The sequence below is a fragment of the Actinomadura meridiana genome (genome assembly GCF_039537545.1).
GTDB classification, from domain to species: Bacteria; Actinomycetota; Actinomycetes; order Streptosporangiales; family Streptosporangiaceae; genus Spirillospora; species Spirillospora meridiana.
Map to the genome: position 1 here is coordinate 47,626 of NZ_BAABAS010000001.1, position 18,105 is coordinate 65,730.

Genomic DNA, 18,105 nt, shown 5'->3' on the forward strand with positions numbered 1-18,105 from the left:
CACACAGATGTTGGTCAGGAGGGACGGGCCCCGGAGGGGTAACCGGATAAATGGACGTGAAGCGCTATTTTCGCGGGCCGCTGCTGTGGATCCTGCTGTTCGGGCTCTTGATCGCCCTCGTCGTGTGGGGCATGAGCCCCGACCGTTCGTTCGAGAAGGTCGACACCTCCAAGGTCGTCCAAGAGATCAACTCGGGCCAGGTGAAGTCCGCGAAGATCATCGACAAGGACCAGCGGATCGAGCTGACGCTCAACAACGGCAAGCAGCAGCAGGCCTCCTGGGTCGACGGCCAGGGTCTCGTGTTGCAGGACCAGCTCCAGAAGCAGGCCAACGCCGGGAAGCTGCCCGGTGGCTACAACGTCGACGTGCCCAAGCAGAGCTTCTTCTTGAACCTGCTGTTCAGCTTGTTGCCCATCGTCGTCATCGTGCTGATCTTCCTGTTCATCATGAACCAGATGCAGGGCGGCGGCTCGCGGGTGATGAACTTCGGCAAGTCCAAGGCGAAACTCATCACCAAGGACACTCCGAAGACGACGTTCGCCGACGTGGCCGGAGCCGACGAGGCTCTGGAGGAACTTGAGGAGATCAAGGACTTCCTCCAGAACCCGGCGAAGTTCCAGTCCATCGGAGCGAAGATTCCCAAGGGCGTGTTGCTGTACGGCCCACCCGGGACTGGTAAAACCCTGTTGGCCCGTGCGGTCGCCGGTGAGGCGGGGGTCCCGTTCTACTCGATCTCCGGGTCGGACTTCGTCGAGATGTTCGTCGGTGTGGGCGCGTCCCGTGTCCGTGACCTGTTCGAGCAGGCCAAGACCAACGCCCCGTCGATCATCTTCATCGACGAGATCGACGCCGTGGGACGGCACCGCGGCGCGGGTCTCGGCGGTGGCCACGACGAGCGTGAGCAGACCCTGAACCAGCTGCTGGTCGAGATGGACGGGTTCGACGTCAAGGGCGGCGTGATCCTGATCGCCGCGACGAACCGTCCCGACATCCTCGACCCCGCGCTGCTGCGTCCGGGGCGGTTCGACCGTCAGGTCACCGTGGACCGTCCTGACCTGGAGGGCCGCAAGGGCATTCTGCGGGTGCACGGACGCGGTAAGCCGTTCGCGCCGGATGTTGAGCTCGACATCATCGCCCGCCGCACCCCCGGTTTCACTGGTGCGGACCTGGCGAACGTCATCAACGAGGCGGCGCTGCTCACCGCGCGGTTCGACCGCAAGCTGATCGACATGGACACCCTTGAGGAGTCCATCGACCGCGTGATGGCCGGGCCGGAGCGCAAGACGCGTGTGATGTCGGAGAAGGAAAAGAAGATCATCGCCTACCACGAGGGTGGGCACGCTCTGGTGGCGCACGCGCTGCCGAACTCCGACCCCGTGCACAAGGTGACGATCCTGCCGCGCGGACGGGCCCTGGGCTACACCATGACCCTGCCGATGGAGGACAAGTTCCTCACCACGCGTTCGGAGATGAACGACCAGCTCGCCATGCTGCTCGGTGGGCGCACCGCGGAGGAACTGGTCTTCCACGAGCCGACGACCGGTGCCGCCAACGACATCGAGAAGGCGAGCTCGATCGCCCGCAACATGGTGACCGAGTACGGCATGAGCGAACGTCTTGGGGCGCGCAAGTTCGGCACGGGCCAGGGCGAGGTGTTCCTGGGACGCGACATGGGTCACGAACGTGACTACTCCGAGGACATCGCCTCCGCGATCGACGACGAGGTCCGTCGCTACATCGAGGCCGCGCACGACACCGCGTGGGAGATCCTCGTGGAGTACCGGGACGTCCTCGACTCGCTCGTCGTGAACCTGATGGAGAAGGAGACCCTCTCCAAGCAGCAGGTGCTGAAAATTTTCGAGCCGATCCAGAAGAGGCCGCACCAGAACTCCTACACCGGTTACGGCAAGCGTCTCCCGTCGGACCGTCCGCCGATCATGACGCCGAAGGAGCTCGCTCTGCTCGGCCCGCAGGACGTCACCGATCTCACCAAGAACAACGGCCAGGGCGGCGTCCCTTCGGAGTCCTCCGACCCGGCCCAGGGTGAGAGCTGACCACGTTGGCTGATTTGGGGGTCGACGATGAGGCGCGGGTCCCGGGGGAGCCCCCGGGGTTCGACCACGCGCGGATCGAGAGGGCGGTTCGCGAGATCCTGATCGGAATCGGGGAGAACCCTGACCGTGACGGGCTTCGCGACACACCTGCCAGGGTGGCGCGCGCGTACGCCGAGCAGTTCGCCGGGCTGCGGCAGAAGCCGGAGGACGCGCTGACGACGGTGTTCGACGTCGACCATGAAGAGATGGTCCTGGTGAAGGACATTGAGGTGTACTCCGTGTGCGAGCACCATCTGGTGCCGTTCCACGGAGTGGCCCACGTCGGTTACACGCCGAACAAGAGGGGCCAGATCACCGGTCTTTCGAAGCTGGCCCGGCTGGTGGACGTGTACGCGCGTCGCCCGCAGGTTCAGGAACGGATGACGAGCCAGATCGCCGACGCGCTGATGCGTGTGCTGGAGCCGCGTGGCGTGATCGTGGTGATCGAGGCGGAGCACCTGTGCATGACGATGCGGGGCGTGCGGAAGCCGGGCGCGAAGACCGTGACGTCGGCGGTGCGCGGCGACTTCCGTGATCATGCAGAGACGCGGTCCGAGGCGATGAGCTTGATTCTCGGGCGTTATTGATCGTCCACCCTGTCTCGGGGACATCAGCCGATTCAACGGGCCTCAGCGTAAAGCTGAGGCCCGTTGCGCTGTCATCGGTGAGCGGTCGTGACCGTCCGCCCGGCGGCTCGCGGCGGAGCCGGGGCCCGGCGTCGGCGGGCGTGCGGGATGGCGGAGGCGTCGCTCCGGCACGGTGATTTCAAGGCATAGGGTTGGGTGTCATGACCAGTGCCGCCGTTCCAGGGCTGCCCACGCCAGGGCGCTGCCTTGTCATGGGCGTGGTCAATGTGACCCCCGATTCGTTCTCCGACGGCGGGGCCTGGTTCGACCCGGAGAAGGCCATCCGGCATGGGCTGGATCTCGTCGCGGAGGGCGCCGACATCGTCGACGTGGGCGGCGAATCCACGCGGCCCGGCGCGCAACGTGTGTCGAGGGACGAGGAACTGCGCCGCGTGATTCCCGTCATAGAGGCGCTTGTCGCCGAGAACGTTCCGGTCAGTGTCGACACCATGCGCGCCGAAGTGGCGGAAGAGGCCATCGGTGCGGGCGCCCGGTTGGTGAACGACGTCAGCGGCGGCCTCGCCGATCCGGACATGCCGCAGGTCGTGGCCGCGACGGGCGTCCCCTACGTGGTGATGCACTGGCGCGGGCACAGTCATGACATGCAGACCCGCGCCGTGTACGAGGACGTCGTGCGGGAGGTGCGCGACGAGCTTCGGCACAGGGTGGACGCCGTGCTGGACGAGGGCGTCGACCCGTCGATGATCGTCCTCGACCCCGGGCTCGGTTTCGGGAAGAACCCCGTGGCCGGGCACAACTGGTCGCTGCTAGCCCATCTGGACGCTTTCACCGGTCTGGGGTTTCCCGTGTTGGTCGGAGCGTCCCGCAAGAACTTCCTCACCAGGCTTCTGGCAGAACCGGACGGGACGAGCCGTCCTTTCCTCGATTGTGACGACGCCACCGTCGCCATCACGTCGCTGGCCGCCGTGGCCGGTGCGTGGTGTGTGCGGGTCCACCGCGTCCGTCCGAACGCGGACGCCGTACGGGTGGCGGCCGCCATCCGCGCCGCCCGCCCTCTCGACGAGGACGCCGCCGAAGCCGCCGCCGACGACCGCGCCGACCACGGGAGTCATCGTCCATGAGCCGTGCCGTGAACCGCTCCGACGTGGGCGAGGTCCACGCCGAGTTCTATGCGGCGTTCGAAGAGGGCGACCTTGACCGTATGTCCGACGTCTGGGCGGCCGGTTCGTACGCGGAGGGTGTTTCCTGTGTGCACCCTGGGTGGACGATGCTGCGCGGACGTGACGAGGTGCTGCGTTCCTGGGCGCTCATCATGGCCAACACCACCTACATCCAGTTCGTGCTGACCGACGTGGAAACTGACGTCTACGGCGATCACGCGGTGGTGACGTGCAAGGAGAACGTCCTCACCGCCGATGAGGACACCGAAACCGGGTTTCTCGCGGGTGGAAGCATCGTTGCCACCAACGTGTTCGTACGGGCGGACGGCGAGTGGAGGCTCTTGCTCCACCACGGTTCCCCCGTTCTCAACGTCGTGGATGCAGAGGAAGAATGAGTCTCGACCGCATCGAGGTGCGCGGCCTCCGCGCATGGGGGAGGCACGGGTATCTGCCCGCCGAGCGCGAACTCGGGCAGGAGTTCGTGGTGGACGCGGTTCTCGGTCTCGACACGCGCCCGGCCGCGTCCGGCGACGATCTCTCGCGTACCGTCGACTACGGAACGCTCGCCGGCCGACTGGTCGCGGTGATCGAGGGAGAGCCCGTCAATCTCCTCGAAACACTCGCCGACCGGTTGGCGAAGACATGTCTGGAAGATGAGACGGTGTCCGAGGTCGAAATCACCGTCCACAAGCCGTACGCCCCGGTGCCGCACCCCTTCACGGATATCGCCGTGAAGATCAAGAGGAGTCGCCCATGACAGCGTCCGACCGCATGCCCGACCGCACCGCCACCGGTGGCCACATGCTGGTCGAGCACCGTGTCGTCTTTTCGATCGGCAGTAACCTCGGAGACCGCCTGGACAACATTCAGGAGTCGGTGGACGCGCTGTTCGACGCCCCCGGCCTGAATTTCGTGGCGTTTTCACCCGTCTACGAGACCGCTCCCTACGCGCCTCCCGGTGAGACCATCCCCGAACAGGGTGATTTCCTCAACATCGTTCTCATCGCCGATACGCGACTGCCACCGGAGAACCTTCTCGAACGTGTTCTGAACATCGAGACCTCGCTGCGGCGGGAACGCAAGGTCCGTTGGGGGCCGCGCACGCTCGACATCGACATCGTCGTCTTCGGGGACGTGTCGTCCGACGACCCCGACCTGACGCTTCCGCACCCGCGCGCGCACGAGCGTGCGTTCGTCCTCGTCCCCTGGGCCGACATCGAGCCGGACGTGTTGCTCCCCGGGCACGGCCGTGTCGGTGACCTCGCCCAGGCCAAGCAGGCGGAGGGTGGCCCGTCGGCCGTTCGTCGCCGGGAGGACCTGGCCCTCCAGCAGCCTGCATGAAGCCGTCCCGTCCGCTTTTCCTCATCGCCCTAGTGGTCGTCATCGCGGTGATCACTTGGGCGGTGCTGCGTTCTGCCTATCTGTCGTTGCCGCCGTTGCCGTGGACGGCGGTTCCGACGCTGTTGCTGCTGGCGCTCGGCGAGGGTTTCACCGGTCTGAACGTGTTGCGCCGCATTCGCCGCAAGCCTGGCCGTGGACGCGGACCAGATGCGAACCGCACCCCGGCACCTAGGCCGCTGGACCCGATGGCGGTGGCGCGGCTCGCCGCTCTGGGCAAGGCCAGCGCGCATTCGTCCGCGGTCATCGCGGGTGTCTTCGCCGGGTTCGCCGCCAGCCTCGCGTCGTCGCTCGACAAGCAGACACCACGCGAGGACTTCTATGTCAGCGGCGGTACCTTCCTGGCCGCTGCCGTCCTGGTCGCCGCGGCCTTCTTCCTGGAATACGCGTGTCGCGTACCGAAGGACCCGGACGAAGAGGAACGCCACCGAGGCGCCTCCCGTGCCTGACCCGTCGCGTAGGCGAGTCTCAGGAGCGGCAGACGGGGTTTTCGTCCGTGCTCGTCACTTGTCGATGTCGCCGACCACGAAGAACATCGACCCGAGGATCGCGATCATGTCGGCGACCAGGTTGCCGGGCAGCAGTTCCTGCAGAACCTGGATGTTGTTGAAGGACGCGGACCGCAGTTTCATACGCCACGGAGTCTTCTCACCGCGCGACACCAGGTAGTAGCCGTTGATGCCCAGCGGGTTCTCCGTCCAGGCGTAGGTGTGGCCCTCCGGAACTTTCAGAACCTTGGGCAGCCGCTGGTTGATGGGGCCGGGCGGGAGGTCGGCCAGATGGTCGAGGCAGGCGTCGGCAAGGTCGAGGGACGCGTGCGCCTGGTCGAGAAGGCACTCGAACCGGGCCAGGCAGTCGCCTTCGGACCGGGTGACGACGCGGACGTCGAGGTCCCCGTAGGCGAGGTACGGCTCGTCCCGGCGCAGGTCGAAGTCCAGGCCGGACGCGCGTGCGATGGGCCCGGACACCCCGTACTGCAAAATCTGCTCTTGCGTGAGCGTCCCGACGCCTCTCGTTCTGGCGCGGAAGATCTCATTTCCCCTGATGAGGTCGTCGATATCGCTCATCCGGGAACGGACCTCGGAAACGGCCTGTCGCGCGCGCGTCGTCCAACCGGCGGGGAGTTCCTCTTTGAGCCCGCCGACACGGTTGAACATGTAGTGCATGCGTCCGCCGGAGATCTCCTCCATCACCCGCTGCAACGCTTCCCGTTCACGGAAGGCATAGAAGATCGGGGTGATGGCGCCGACCTCCAGCGGATACGAGCCGAGGAACATCAGGTGGTTGAGGATCCGGTTGAGCTCTGCCAGCAGCGTCCTCGTCCACACCGCGCGGGACGGGACCTCCATGCCGAGCATCCGTTCCACCGCGAGGACGACGCCGAGTTCGTTCGAGAACGCGGACAGCCAGTCGTGCCGGTTGGCGAGCACGATGATCTGACGGAAGTCCCGGACCTCGAAGAGCTTCTCCGCTCCCCGGTGCATGTAGCCGATGATGGGTTCGGCGGCCGAGATGCGTTCGCCGTCCAAAGTCAGCTTCAGCCGGAGCACGCCGTGTGTGGACGGGTGCTGGGGGCCGATGTTCAGAGTCATGTCCTCGGTGGCGAGCTCCTTGGCGCCCGCACCGATCCCGACGATCCGTTCGGTGGTCATGGTCGCGTCTCCACCCGCTCCGGTTACCGCTTCATGGTCCCATGGCGAGCGCTACTCGCTATCCGATTGACTAGACGGAATGAACGTGAGCCAAGACGGACCGCCCTACGACCCCGCTGCGGGCGCCGAAGGCCATGGCCCGGCGCATCCGGACGCGCCGTCCGGCCCGGGTTACGGCGGTCGCCCGCCAGGCTTTCCCGAACAGGGCCAGGTACCCGCGCACTACCCGCAGGACCACCGGCAGCCTTTAACGCAGCCTCATTACAAGGCGGACCAGGCGTACGCGCCGGGCGGTGGCCTTGAATGGTCACCGATCTCTGCACGCCATGCCTGGTGGAGGCTTCTCGCCGCCGTCCTGTGGGCGATACCGGTCGGTGGTGTTGGGGCGTTCCTCGGATGGCGGAATGGTGGCGTGATACCCGCCGCCATGTGGGTCGGTGCTGTACTGCTCGGGGTTGTTCTGACCTGGTTGGTGGCTGAGCTCGATCGCCGAGCGTACGGCTACGCGGAGCGTGTGGACGACCTCATCGTCACCCACGGGGTCCTCGTGAAGCGGCTCGTCGTCGTTCCGTATGGGCGGATGCAGTTCGTGGATGTCACGGCGGGTCTGCTGGAGCGCTGGATGGGCATCGCGACCGTCCGGATGCACACCGCCGCAGCCGCCACGGACGCCACCATTCCCGGCCTTCCGTCCGCCGAGGCCGCCCAACTGCGCGACCGCCTCGCGCGGATGGGCGAGGCGCGGGGCATGGGTCTATGAGCGGTCCCTATGGTGGCCCAGCCGGACGACCTGGCCCTTACGGCCCGTACGGTCAGCGTCCTCCCTACGGACCTCCGATTTATGGACCCCCGGCGGGCCCGCCCGTAGGGCCGCCATACGGGACGCCTCACTCTTCGTATGGGCCGCGCTATCGTCCACCGATTCGGTTCTCCGAGGGCACTCACAGGCTTCACTGGGCGACGGCGCCGCTGCGCGTCTTCATCTTTCTCGTCATCTACTTCGTTCTGCTCGGTTTTCCGCTGCTGCTGACCCAGACGGATGACGGCTTCACGGTGGCGCTCACTCCTCAGGTGATTGCGAGATTCCTTGTCGTGACCGTCCCCATGGGGCTGGTCGCCGTGGGAACGGGTCTGTGGACGTGGCTTGCCGTGCGCTTCCGTGTCGACGGGGACGACCTCGTCGTTGAGACCGGCCTGCTCCGCAAGAACAAGCGCCGAATCCCGCTTTCGCGCATCCAGGCCATAGACCTTGTCCGTCCCCTGGTGACGCGCGTGTTCGCCCTTGCCGAAGTACGCGTGGAACTGGCCGGTGGCGAACAGAGTGAGATCGCGCTGCGTTATCTGGGACGGCACTCCGCCCTGCAACTGCGCGCCGAACTCCTCGCCCGTGCTGCCGGACTGCCCGGCCACACGCCCGAGGCGCCAGAACGGCGTATATGGCGTGTTCCGTTCGGCGCCTTGCTCATGTCCCTTCTCACGCGACTGCCGGTCGTTGGGACGATCCTGCTCTTCTTCGCGTCGTTGCTGTTTCTCGTGGTCTACGCGGAGGGCGGCATCTTGGCCGTCACCGTTCCCGTCCTGCTCGGGCTCATCCGGGCGGTAATCGGACCCCTGGTGATGTACGCCAACTTCACCGTCGCGATGTCACCGGACGGGATCCGCCTGCGCTACGGACTTCTGGAAACCCGGATGCAGACCCTTCCTCCTGGCCGCGTCCAAGCCGTGAGCATCGTCGAACCGGCGCTCTGGCGGTCGCTTGGATGGGCCCGCGTGGAGGTCACCGTCGCCGGTTATGCGGGCGAGCGCCAGGCCCTGTCGTCCACTCTCCTGCCAGTGGCGCCGCGCCACGTCGCCATGCATCTCGTCTCGCAGGTGTTCCCAGGGACGAATGTCGATGCCGTCTCCTTGGTTCCCGCGTCGTCCAAGGCAGTGGCGATCGACCGTGCGGACGGTGCGGGAACCGACGACGTCGTTTTCGTGACGAGGCACGGCTGGCCGTGCCGCCGCACCGATGTGATCCCCCATGCGCGTGCGCAGAGCGTCCGCCTCACCGCGAACCCGTTCCAGCGTCTCCTCGGCTTGGCCACCGTTCACGTCGACGCGCCGCCTGGCCCGGTGCGGGTCGCCGCGTCCGACCGCGAGTTGGGCGAGGCACGGGCCATCGTCGAGTCGACCGTCCGCCGCGCCATGGCCGCCCGCCGGAACGGTGGCGACCCCGTCCACTGGGCCCGCTGACGGACTTATCCACAGAATCTCGTTCTAGTATCGTGGCGGGCTGTGGCGTCGCACCATGGATTCCGGTCGGCTCGCTCTTGGGGGGAGGGCGGGCCGACCGCCCAAGACAGCCACATGAGAGGTGGTCAGAGAACCAATGCGAGCGAGTCGTGGCACCGACGGTGTGTTCGTGGCCGCTCGCTGTCGAAAAAAGGAGTGGCTTGGCCCTATGACACGTACCAATATCGTCGGAACATGACTGTTATGGCTTATGACCCCTGGGCTCCCGAGTTCGTGGCCAACCCCTACCCGGCGTTCGAACGGCTCCGCGAAGAAAGTCCCGTGTTCTACCATGAACCCACTCGGCAGTGGGTGATCAGCCGATACGCGGATGTGGACGCCTTACTCCGAGACCGGCGCCTCGGACGGACCTATCTCCATATCGCGAGCCACGAGGAGTTCGGCCAGGAGCCGGAGGCCGACTTCCTCAAACCGTTCTGGGACCTCATCCGCGCCGGGATGCTCGACATGGAGCCTCCCACGCACACCCGGCTGCGGCGACTGGTCTCCAAGGCGTTCACCTCCCGCATGGTGGAGGACCTGCGTCCCACCATCAGGCGGCTCGCCGGGGAACTCGTCGCGGCACTCGCGGACAAGGGCGGCGGAGACCTGCTCGCGGAGGTCGCCGAGCCACTGCCGGTGAACGTGATCGCCGAGATGCTCGGGGTTCCCGTCGAGGACCGGCACCTGCTGCGCCCATGGTCCGCCGACATTTGCGGAATGTACGAACTGAACCCGCCCGAGGACGTCCAGCACACGGCGGTCCGCGCCGCCGCGGAGTTCTCCGACTACCTGCGCGACCTCATCCGCAACCGCCGTACCGAGCCGCGCGACGACCTCATCTCCGCCCTCGCCCACGTCGTGGACGACGGCGACCGGCTCACCGAGGACGAGCTGATCGGCACCTGCGTCCTGCTACTCAACGCCGGTCACGAGGCCACGGTCAACTCCACCGGCAATGGCTGGTGGTCGCTGTTCCGCAACCCCGGCGAACTGGACCGGCTCAGGGCGGACCCGTCCCTCGTTCCCACGGCCGTCGAGGAACTCCTGCGCTACGACACCTCGTCACCGATGTTCGAGCGCTGGGTCCTGGAGGACATCACCATCGGGGGCGTCGACATCCCCCGCGGATCCGAGGTCGCGCTGCAGTTCGCGTCCGCCAACCGCGACCCGGAGGTGTTCGCCGACCCCGACAGACTCGACCTGTCGCGCACCCCGAACCCGCACATCACCTTCGGCCTGGGAATCCACTACTGCCTCGGCGCCCCGCTGGGCCGTATAGAACTCGCAGAGTCGTATGGAGCGCTCCTGCGCCGCGTCCCCGACCTCCGACTCTCCGCCGAACCCAAATGGAAACCCGGCTTCGTCCTCCGCGGCCTACAGGCCCTGTACGTAGAAAGCTGACACATCCCAAGCCCAAACCCCAAGAACGAAGCCCCCAACTTTCTCTCGCGGCGGCGCCTACCTAGCCGAAACACCTGGGTAGGCGCCGCCGCACCACCCCACGGCCCCTGACCCAGAACGCCGATGTCGTTGAAGCGCGCAGCTTCGAGGATGGGGCCCGCAATCTTCTCCCCTCAAGTCGCCTGCCTGCCCTGGAGACCGCTGAGCAGGTGTGGCCGTGTATGCCTGCGGCTCTGTGTAGAGCGCTGGCGTTGTTGAAGGGTGCTGCTGCTTGGGGGCGTGGACGTCTCAGACAACGCTGCGCAGGTGCGGTCGTGGATGCCTGCGGCTGCGTGTAGAGCGCTGGCGTTGTTGGGGGTGCTGCTTGGGGAGGGCGGGGTAGTGCTCTGTGGGCTGCCTGGTTTGATGGCGTGCTTCTTAGGCGGAGGTTAGGGCGGATGGGATTGGGATCTGGACTGTTTGGGTCAGCCAGCCGAAGCTGCCCAGGCCGGAGGGGTCGGTTAGTTCCGCGTCTTCGCCTGCGCGGCAGAGGGCCGTGACGTAGGCGCGGGGGTCGCTGTGGGCCAGGGTTATTGGGGGGCGGGAGCCGGAGAGGCCCAGGGCGCGTAGGGCGTCGCGTTGGGTTGTGAGGAGGGTGGATGTGGCGCCTGCGCGTTCACCCGCCGTGGTGCAGGCGTCCAGTGCGACGTGGGCGGTGACGTCGCAGGAGCCGTCTGGGACGGCGGGGACGGTCAGGCCGTCGCGGTAGCCGGTCAGGGTTCCGTACACCGGGCGGGACACGCGGGAGTGCGAATAGTCGACGGCGAGCGCGAGGCCGCGGGACAGGCGTCCGACCACGGAGGCCCAGGCGGCGCAGCGGGGGTGGCCGATCTCGGCGCGGTCGCCGGGTTCGCGGAGGGGCCACCAACGGTCGAGCCAGTCTTGGTCTTCGGGGGACGGGGCGGGTCCGGGACGCTCGCTGCCGGTGGACGGGTGGACCAGGACGGTGCGGATGCCGTCTGGGGTGCGTTCGACGACGTCCAGGGGCACGTTGTCGAGCCATTCGTTCGCAACGGCTAGGCCCGTGATGGTGTCGGGCAGGTCGGGGCGCCAGGTGATCCGGTCGGGGCAGTCGGGTGGACGTGGCGCGATCTCCACGGCGGTCGGTGCGAGCCGGGGCGCCAGGTCGGCGGGGACGCAGGCCAGGATGTTGGTCAGCAACCCTCCCGAGCCGGCGCCGATGTCGACGACGTCCAGGTGGTCGGGGTGGCCGAGTAGGGCGTCCACCTCGACGAGTAGGCGGGCGATGGCGGCGGCGAACCGGGGTGAGGCGTTCACGGAGGTGCGGAAGTGTTCGGCGGGGCGTTCCCCACGCCGGTAGAAGCCGTTATCGCCGTACAACGCCCGCTCCATCGCGCTGCGCCATGGCAGCCACTCCGTAACCAACGCCTCCACGACAGTGACGTTACCGTGAGCGATGGTGTCCGGACGGCCATCCTTGAGGTGGACGGGCGTCCGACCTGCGGCTGATCCTGTGATGTGGTGTGGGTCCGTACGCTGGCCGCATGGTCGTGAAGGCGTGGGACTGGCTGCGGCGTCGAAAACCGCTGGTCGACGCCTTCTTCGTCGCGCCGATCATGCTGTTCTCCATCACCGAACTGTGGTCGGACGCCTTCGACATCGGCAGAGGCGCGTTCTTCGCGGTGACGGTCGGGCTGACCGGGCCGATGATCCTGCGCCGCACGTACCCACGCACCATGTTCGCCGCGGTCGCCATGGTCTCGTGCGTCCAGTGTTTGTTGAGCGTGAACCCGGTACCGGCGAATATGACCGTCCTGATGGGTCTCTACACGGTCACGGCGGGCTATTCGTTCCGCTGGGGCTTGGCCGCGCTGACTTGCTCGGTACTGGGCGCCGGCATGTTGACCTGGCGTTACCCGTCCGGCGCGGAGGACAGGGAGTCGACGTTCTTCACGCTGGCGGTGATCGTGGCGGGAGTGTGGCTTCTCGGCCTGCACATGCGGACGCGCCGCGCGTACCTGCGCTCGGTGGAGGAGCGGGCCGAACGGCTGGAACGTGAACGCGACAATGAGGTCAAGGTGGCCATGGCCGCCGAACGCGCGCGTATCGCCCGCGAGCTGCACGATGTCGTGGCGCACAACGTCAGTGTGATCGTGGTGCAGGCCGACGGCGCGTCCTACGCCATCGACACCGATGTGGGACGCGCCAGGCAGGCCCTTGAGGCGATCTCCACGACGGGACGTCTCGCGCTGGCGGAGATGCGGCGGCTCCTGGGCGTCCTGCGTGAGACCGACGACGTGAGTGCGTTCGCGCCACAGCCCGGCGTGGCGCAGCTCGATGACCTGGTGGAACAGGTCCGTTCGTCCGGGCTGGCGGTGACGTTCGAGGTGGACGGCACGCCCGCCGCCATGTCGGAGGGACGCCAGCTCACGGTCTATCGGATCGTCCAGGAGGCGCTGACCAACACGCTCAAGCACGGCGGTCCGCGTGTGGCCGTGTCGGTCCGGCTGCGCTACTCGGAGGAGGCCCTGGAGATCAGGGTGGACGATGACGGACGCGGCGCCGCGGCCATCGACGACGGCCGTGGCCATGGTCTCGCCGGGATGCGGGAGCGTGTCGCCGTGTACGGGGGCAGCATCCGAGCGGGGCCGTGCTCCGGAGGTGGCTTCCAGGTGGTCGCGCAGATTCCCGTACGTGAGGAAGTAGGAGCGGCATGAGCGACATGGGGTCCGACGACGCGGCGCCCATCCGGGTGGTGCTGGTCGACGACCAGGAACTGGTGCGGGCCGGGTTCACGATGGTCCTGGACGCCCAGCCGGACATCGAGGTCGTCGGGGAGGCGGGGGACGGGGTGCAGGCGCTGGAAGTGCTCCGCGGCACGCGGGCGGACGTCGTGCTCATGGACGTGCGGATGCCGCGCATGGACGGCATCGAGGCGACCCGGCGGGTGATGGGCCTCGCGGGGCCGAAGGTCGTCATCCTGACCACGTTCGACCTGGACGAGTACGCCTTCGCGGCGATCAAGGTGGGCGCGGGCGGGTTCCTGCTGAAGGACGCGGGCCCGGCCCAGCTGATCGAGGCGATCAAGGCCGTCCACTCGGGGGACGCCGTGGTCGCGCCGAGCACGACGAAACGGCTGCTCGACCGGTTCGCCGTGCATCTGCCGGAGGCCGAGGAGAAGGCGAACGACGCGCTGGAGAGCCTCACCGAGCGGGAGGGCGAGGTGCTCCGGCTCGTCGCGCGGGGGATGTCGAACGCGGAGATCGCGGATCGGCTGTACGTCTCGGAGGCGACGGTCAAGACGCACATGGGCCGGATCCTGATGAAACTCGGTTTGCGCGACCGGGTCCAGGCCGTCGTCTTCGCCTACGAGACAGGGCTGGTCAAGAGCGGCCAACGAGACGAATCACCGTGACCTCCATGGTCACTTCGTGATCATCATTTGCCGCCCCCGTGGAGATTTCGCTAGCTCCAACTGAAAGTTACCGGGTAGCTACCGTACGCGACGCCGCCTTGTCGTGCGACGTCGGCAGTTGTCCCATCGGGCCTGCTCATCCACGTACGGGAGGATTTCTCGTGTTCAAGAAGCTTGCCGCCACCGGCATCCTCGGCTTCGCCGTCGTCGGCGCCACCCTGGCCTCGACGCCCGCGTACGCCAGCGCTTACGGCGGTGGCCATGACCACCACGGCCACCACGGTCACGGCCACCACGGGCATGGCCACGGCTCGTTCAGCAACAACGAGACCAGTGGCAACTTCTCGATCCTGGGCGGCAACCAGGTGTTCGCGCCGATCTCGGTCCCCGTGAACGTCTGCGGCAACGCGATCGCCGTCCTCGGCGCGGCGCAGGCTGCCTGCAAGGGTGGCGCGTCCGTCGACAACTGAGCCCGTCCCGTCGTGCGGAAGCAAAGACGCTTCTGCGCGACAGCGACGAGGAGGGCTCACTGATCCTCAAACGGGCGTTCACGCCCATGCCGAAGCGCCGGAACCCACGCGGTCTCCGGCGCTTCCGCATGGGGTTGGTCAGTTCGAGGACGGACTGGCCCGTACGACTTTGGTCGTACGAACCGTCGAGCGGTAGCCGCGAGGTGGACGAAGACCGTGGACGCCGGGCTGATGGCGGGGAGAACGCGGATTCCTAGCGTGGTCTGCGACCAGTCCAAGCCACGAAGGAGCCACCGTGATCAGCGCGCATACCGGTCCGCCTGGAGCAGTCCCGACCGCCAGGGCCGTTCCGGCCATCACCGCAGATGGCGTGTCGAAGGTGTACGGGTCCGGCGACGCGGCCGTGCACGCGCTGCGCGGCGTCAGCGTCGGGTTCGCCAGGGGGGCGTTCACAGCGATCATGGGACCGTCCGGGTCGGGGAAGTCGACGCTGATGCACTGCCTGGCCGGGCTGGACACCGTTACGTCCGGCCGGATCATCCTCGGCGACGCGGAGATCACCGGGATGGGCGACCGGCAGTTGACGATGCTGCGCCGCGACCGCGTCGGGTTCGTGTTCCAGTCGTTCAACCTGGTCCCGACGCTGACCGCCGAGCAGAACATCCTGCTGCCGCTGGAACTCGCCGGTCGCAAACCGGACCGGGCGTGGTTCGACCATGTCGTGGACGTGCTGGGCCTGCGCGACCGGCTCCGGCACCGTCCGAGCGAGCTGTCGGGCGGGCAGCAGCAGCGGGTGGCGTGCGCCCGCGCGATCGTCGCCCGTCCCGACGTGATCTTCGCGGACGAGCCCACCGGCAACCTCGACTCGCGGGTGGGCGGCGAGGTCCTGGCGTTCCTGCGCACGTCGGTCCGGGAGATGGGCCAGACGATCGTGATGGTCACCCATGACCCGGTGGCCGCGTCCTACGCCGACCGGGTGATATTCCTGCGCGACGGCGCGATCATGTCGGAGATCGTCGAGCCGACCTCGGACTCCGTGCACGACCGGCTCAAGAGCCTGGGGTCGTGATGCTGCGAACCACGCTGGCGGGTTTGCGAGCCCACAAACTACGGCTGTTGCTAACGGCGGTGGCCATCACGCTCGGAGTCGGCTTCATTTCCGGGACGTTCGTTCTCACCGACACGATGGACAAGGGTGTCGCAAAGACGTGGGAGCGTTCGGCCGACAAAGTCGACTTCGCCGTACTGCCCGGCCTTGACTCCACCGAAGACGAAGTCAGTGCGGACACGCTCGGCAGGGTTCGCGCGGTGCCCGGCGTTACGGACGTGCACGGCATGGTCAAGGGCGATGCCCCTCTCGTGGGTAAAAACGGTAAGCCCGTTGGCGACATCTCCACGATTGGGATGTCGGTGCCTTCCGGACGGTTGCTGCGCTACGACATCGACAAGGGACGTCCACCGTCTGGTGGGCACGAGACCGTCCTCGACAAGGACGTCGCCAAGCGGGAGGGCTTCACCGTCGGAAACACGGTGACGATCCTGGACCACAAGAACAACCCGCACCGGTTCAGGGTGGTCGGCCTGGTCGATTTCGGTATCGACGAGGATGCGAGCTTCCGCGGCGCCGTGGGGTTCGACACCCCGACCACAATGGCGATGACCGGTAAGAAGGGCTTCGAGGAGATCGACGTCGCGGGCGGGAGTGGGACGGCCATCGACGCGGCGGCTGGCCCGTCCAACCTCACGGTCTCCAGCAAGGAACTGGCCGCGAAGATGGCGCGGCAGTCGGGCGGCGACACCGAGGTCATCCGGGCCGGGCTGCTGATCTTCGGATTCGTGGCGATGCTGGTGTCCGCCCTGGTCATCTACAACACGTTCTCGATCCTGATCGCGCAGCGGATGCGGGAGATGGCGCTGCTGCGCTGCGTCGGCGCGACCCGGCGGCAGGTCTTCGGCGGCGTCGTGGTGGAGTCGGCGGTGGTCGGGCTGGTCGGCTCGCTGCTCGGCCTGCTCGCCGGGGTCGGCCTCGGCGCGGCCGCGCTCGTCGCGATCCGCGCGCTGGCCGACGAGATCGCCGGGGCGGACGCGACCGGCGCCTATCTCACCGTCCGGACGATCATCATCGGGCTGGTGATCGGCGTCGCCGTGACCGTCCTGTCCGCCCTGCTGCCCGCGCGTGCCGCGACGCGGGTCGCACCCGTCGCGGCGCTGCGCTCGGAGCTGGAGCCGGGCAGCGGACGGTTCCGCCTCGGCGTGCCGCGCACCATGATCGCCGTGCTGCTCGGCGCCGCCGGGCTCGCGATCGGGGCGCTCGGCTCGGTCGCGATGGAGAAGGGTCAGGCCGCGATGTTCGTCGTGGCGTTCGCGGGCGGCGTGTTCTTCCTCGCGGTCCTCGCGGTGATGCCCGCGCTCGTCCGGCCGCTCGGACGGTTCGCGGGCGCGGTCCCGGCGCGGCTCGGCGGGGTGCCGGGACGGCTGGCGGTCGCGAACGCGCAGCGCTCCCCGCGCCGCACCGCGACCACGACGATCGCGCTGACCATCGGCGTTGGGCTGATGAGCCTGTTCGCGGTGGTCGCGGCGAGCGGTAAGGCGACCGCTACGCACACCATCGAGGAACAGTTCCCCATCGACTTCCAGATCCAGACGCAGAACGGCGATGGGACCGTCCCGCGCGCGCTTGCCGAGACGCTGAGAAAGCGTCCCGAAATCGCCAACGTCATCGAACTGAATGAGCACGAGACCCAGATCGCTGGACAGGACGAGGACATCTCCACTGTCACCGCGTCCGCCCTGGGCACGATCGTGAAACCCACGATGCGGGACGGTTCGTTGGACGCGGCGCAGAAACCGGGCACCGCCATGGTGGACGTGGACACCGCCAAAACGCCCACCATGGGTATGGGGCGGACCGTCCAGGTGAAGACCGCGCACGGCACCGTCCCGGTGAAGATCACCGGTGTGTACGAGCCGATCGCCGGGCTGGAGGGAATCGTCGTCCCAGAAACGGATTTCACCCGCTATTTCGGTGCCCAGGACCCGAGCATGATCTACGTCAAGACCCGCGCGAGCGCCTCGCCGACCGCCGCCCGCCAGGCCGTGGAGAACGCCGCGAGCCCCTACCCGTCCGCGAAGGTGGCCTCGACCGCCGAGTACAAGGAGTCGATGACCAAGGCGGTCGACATGATGCTGATGATCTTCGGCGGGCTGCTCGGCCTGGCGATCGTCATCGCACTGTTCGGCATCGCCAACACGCTGACCCTGTCCGTCGTGGAACGCACCCGGGAGTCGGCGCTGCTGCGGGCCCTCGGCATCACCAGACGCCAGCTCCGCCGGATGCTGTCCATCGAGGCCCTGGTCATGGCCGTGATCGGCGCGCTCACCGGCGTCGTGCTCGGGGTCGCGTTCGGCTGGGCCGCGACGAACGCGATGGCTCCCGACTCGGTGTTCTCGCTGCCCTACCTGCAAGTTCTCGCGTTCGTCGTCCTCGCGGGACTGTCCGGGACGGCCGCCGCCGTGCTGCCCGCGCGGCGCGCCGCGAGGACGTCCATCGTGGAGTCCCTGTCGTATGACTGAATGGGTGCGGGGCGGTGGTGGCCGCCCCGCACCCGCCCGCCGGGCGGCGCGCCCCAGGCCCGCGGGTACCCTGGGTCGC

17 protein-coding genes are annotated in these 18,105 nt (G+C 67.5%); 15 read left to right on the forward strand and 2 right to left on the reverse strand.

What is annotated here, in order from left to right:
* Positions 1-50: 50 nt before the first annotated feature.
* The 7 genes from ftsH to ABD808_RS00235 all read left to right on the forward strand — a co-directional run bounded on the left by ftsH (position 51) and on the right by ABD808_RS00235 (position 5,687).
* Entirely contained in the window at positions 51-2,054 is a 2,004-nt protein-coding gene (gene ftsH / locus ABD808_RS00205) for an ATP-dependent zinc metalloprotease FtsH (RefSeq protein ID WP_344887565.1), read from the forward strand.
* 14 nt (positions 2,055-2,068) lie between these two features.
* On the forward strand, positions 2,069-2,680 hold the full coding sequence (folE, locus tag ABD808_RS00210) for a GTP cyclohydrolase I FolE (RefSeq protein ID WP_344887568.1): 612 nt from the start codon (positions 2,069-2,071) through the stop codon (positions 2,678-2,680).
* 200 nt (positions 2,681-2,880) lie between these two features.
* Positions 2,881-3,801, forward strand: coding sequence for a dihydropteroate synthase (folP, locus tag ABD808_RS00215; protein WP_344887571.1), 921 nt, complete (start codon positions 2,881-2,883; stop codon positions 3,799-3,801).
* The gene (locus ABD808_RS00220; RefSeq protein ID WP_344887574.1) at positions 3,798-4,235 is read left to right on the forward strand and encodes a nuclear transport factor 2 family protein; all 438 of its coding nucleotides are present in this window, start codon (positions 3,798-3,800) and stop codon (positions 4,233-4,235) included. The genes folP and ABD808_RS00220 overlap by 4 nt, the downstream gene beginning before the upstream one ends.
* On the forward strand, positions 4,232-4,597 hold the full coding sequence (gene folB, locus ABD808_RS00225; RefSeq protein WP_344887578.1) for a dihydroneopterin aldolase: 366 nt from the start codon (positions 4,232-4,234) through the stop codon (positions 4,595-4,597). Before ABD808_RS00220 ends, folB begins: the two co-directional genes overlap by 4 nt.
* Positions 4,594-5,181 (forward strand): 2-amino-4-hydroxy-6-hydroxymethyldihydropteridine diphosphokinase, encoded by a 588-nt coding sequence (folK, locus tag ABD808_RS00230; protein ID WP_344887581.1) that lies wholly within the window; start codon positions 4,594-4,596, stop codon positions 5,179-5,181. The genes folB and folK overlap by 4 nt, the downstream gene beginning before the upstream one ends.
* Complete coding sequence (locus ABD808_RS00235) at positions 5,178-5,687, forward strand: DUF3180 domain-containing protein (RefSeq protein WP_344887583.1); 510 nt, start codon at positions 5,178-5,180, stop codon at positions 5,685-5,687. The genes folK and ABD808_RS00235 overlap by 4 nt, the downstream gene beginning before the upstream one ends.
* A gap of 54 nt (positions 5,688-5,741) precedes the next feature.
* Here ABD808_RS00235 and ABD808_RS00240 read toward each other — a convergent pair whose 3' ends face one another.
* Positions 5,742-6,890 (reverse strand): NADH-quinone oxidoreductase subunit D, encoded by a 1,149-nt coding sequence (locus tag ABD808_RS00240; protein ID WP_344887585.1) that lies wholly within the window; start codon positions 6,888-6,890, stop codon positions 5,742-5,744.
* Positions 6,891-6,969: 79 nt separating this feature from the next.
* Between ABD808_RS00240 and ABD808_RS00245 the strand changes: the two genes are divergently transcribed.
* From ABD808_RS00245 to ABD808_RS00255, 3 genes are all read left to right on the forward strand, one after another.
* Entirely contained in the window at positions 6,970-7,650 is a 681-nt protein-coding gene (locus ABD808_RS00245) for a PH domain-containing protein (protein WP_344887587.1), read from the forward strand.
* Positions 7,651-7,982: 332 nt separating this feature from the next.
* A complete protein-coding gene (locus tag ABD808_RS00250) occupies positions 7,983-9,125 on the forward strand; it encodes a PH domain-containing protein (protein WP_344887589.1) in 1,143 nt (380 codons plus the stop codon).
* Positions 9,126-9,359: 234 nt separating this feature from the next.
* Positions 9,360-10,568, forward strand: coding sequence for a cytochrome P450 (locus ABD808_RS00255; protein WP_344887592.1), 1,209 nt, complete (start codon positions 9,360-9,362; stop codon positions 10,566-10,568).
* A 417-nt stretch (positions 10,569-10,985) separates the two neighbouring features.
* Here the strand turns inward: ABD808_RS00255 and ABD808_RS00260 are convergent, their stop codons facing one another.
* Positions 10,986-12,002 carry an SAM-dependent methyltransferase gene (locus tag ABD808_RS00260; RefSeq protein ID WP_344887596.1) on the reverse strand — a complete coding sequence of 339 codons (1,017 nt, stop codon included), beginning with the start codon at positions 12,000-12,002 and terminating at the stop codon, positions 10,986-10,988.
* A 110-nt stretch (positions 12,003-12,112) separates the two neighbouring features.
* On the opposite strand from ABD808_RS00260, the gene ABD808_RS00265 reads away from it, so the two are divergent.
* The 5 genes from ABD808_RS00265 (at position 12,113) to ABD808_RS00285 (ending at position 18,026) form a co-directional block, all read left to right on the forward strand.
* The gene (locus tag ABD808_RS00265; RefSeq protein WP_344887599.1) at positions 12,113-13,285 is read left to right on the forward strand and encodes a sensor histidine kinase; all 1,173 of its coding nucleotides are present in this window, start codon (positions 12,113-12,115) and stop codon (positions 13,283-13,285) included.
* Positions 13,282-13,983, forward strand: a complete 702-nt coding sequence (locus tag ABD808_RS00270; RefSeq protein ID WP_344887602.1) for a response regulator — start codon at positions 13,282-13,284, stop codon at positions 13,981-13,983. The genes ABD808_RS00265 and ABD808_RS00270 overlap by 4 nt, the downstream gene beginning before the upstream one ends.
* Positions 13,984-14,144: 161 nt before the next feature.
* A complete protein-coding gene (locus tag ABD808_RS00275) occupies positions 14,145-14,453 on the forward strand; it encodes a chaplin family protein (RefSeq protein WP_344887605.1) in 309 nt (102 codons plus the stop codon).
* 298 nt (positions 14,454-14,751) lie between these two features.
* Entirely contained in the window at positions 14,752-15,522 is a 771-nt protein-coding gene (locus ABD808_RS00280; RefSeq protein WP_425548869.1) for an ABC transporter ATP-binding protein, read from the forward strand.
* Positions 15,522-18,026, forward strand: a complete 2,505-nt coding sequence (locus ABD808_RS00285) for an ABC transporter permease (protein ID WP_344888309.1) — start codon at positions 15,522-15,524, stop codon at positions 18,024-18,026. Before ABD808_RS00280 ends, ABD808_RS00285 begins: the two co-directional genes overlap by 1 nt.
* Positions 18,027-18,105 lie beyond the last annotated feature (79 nt).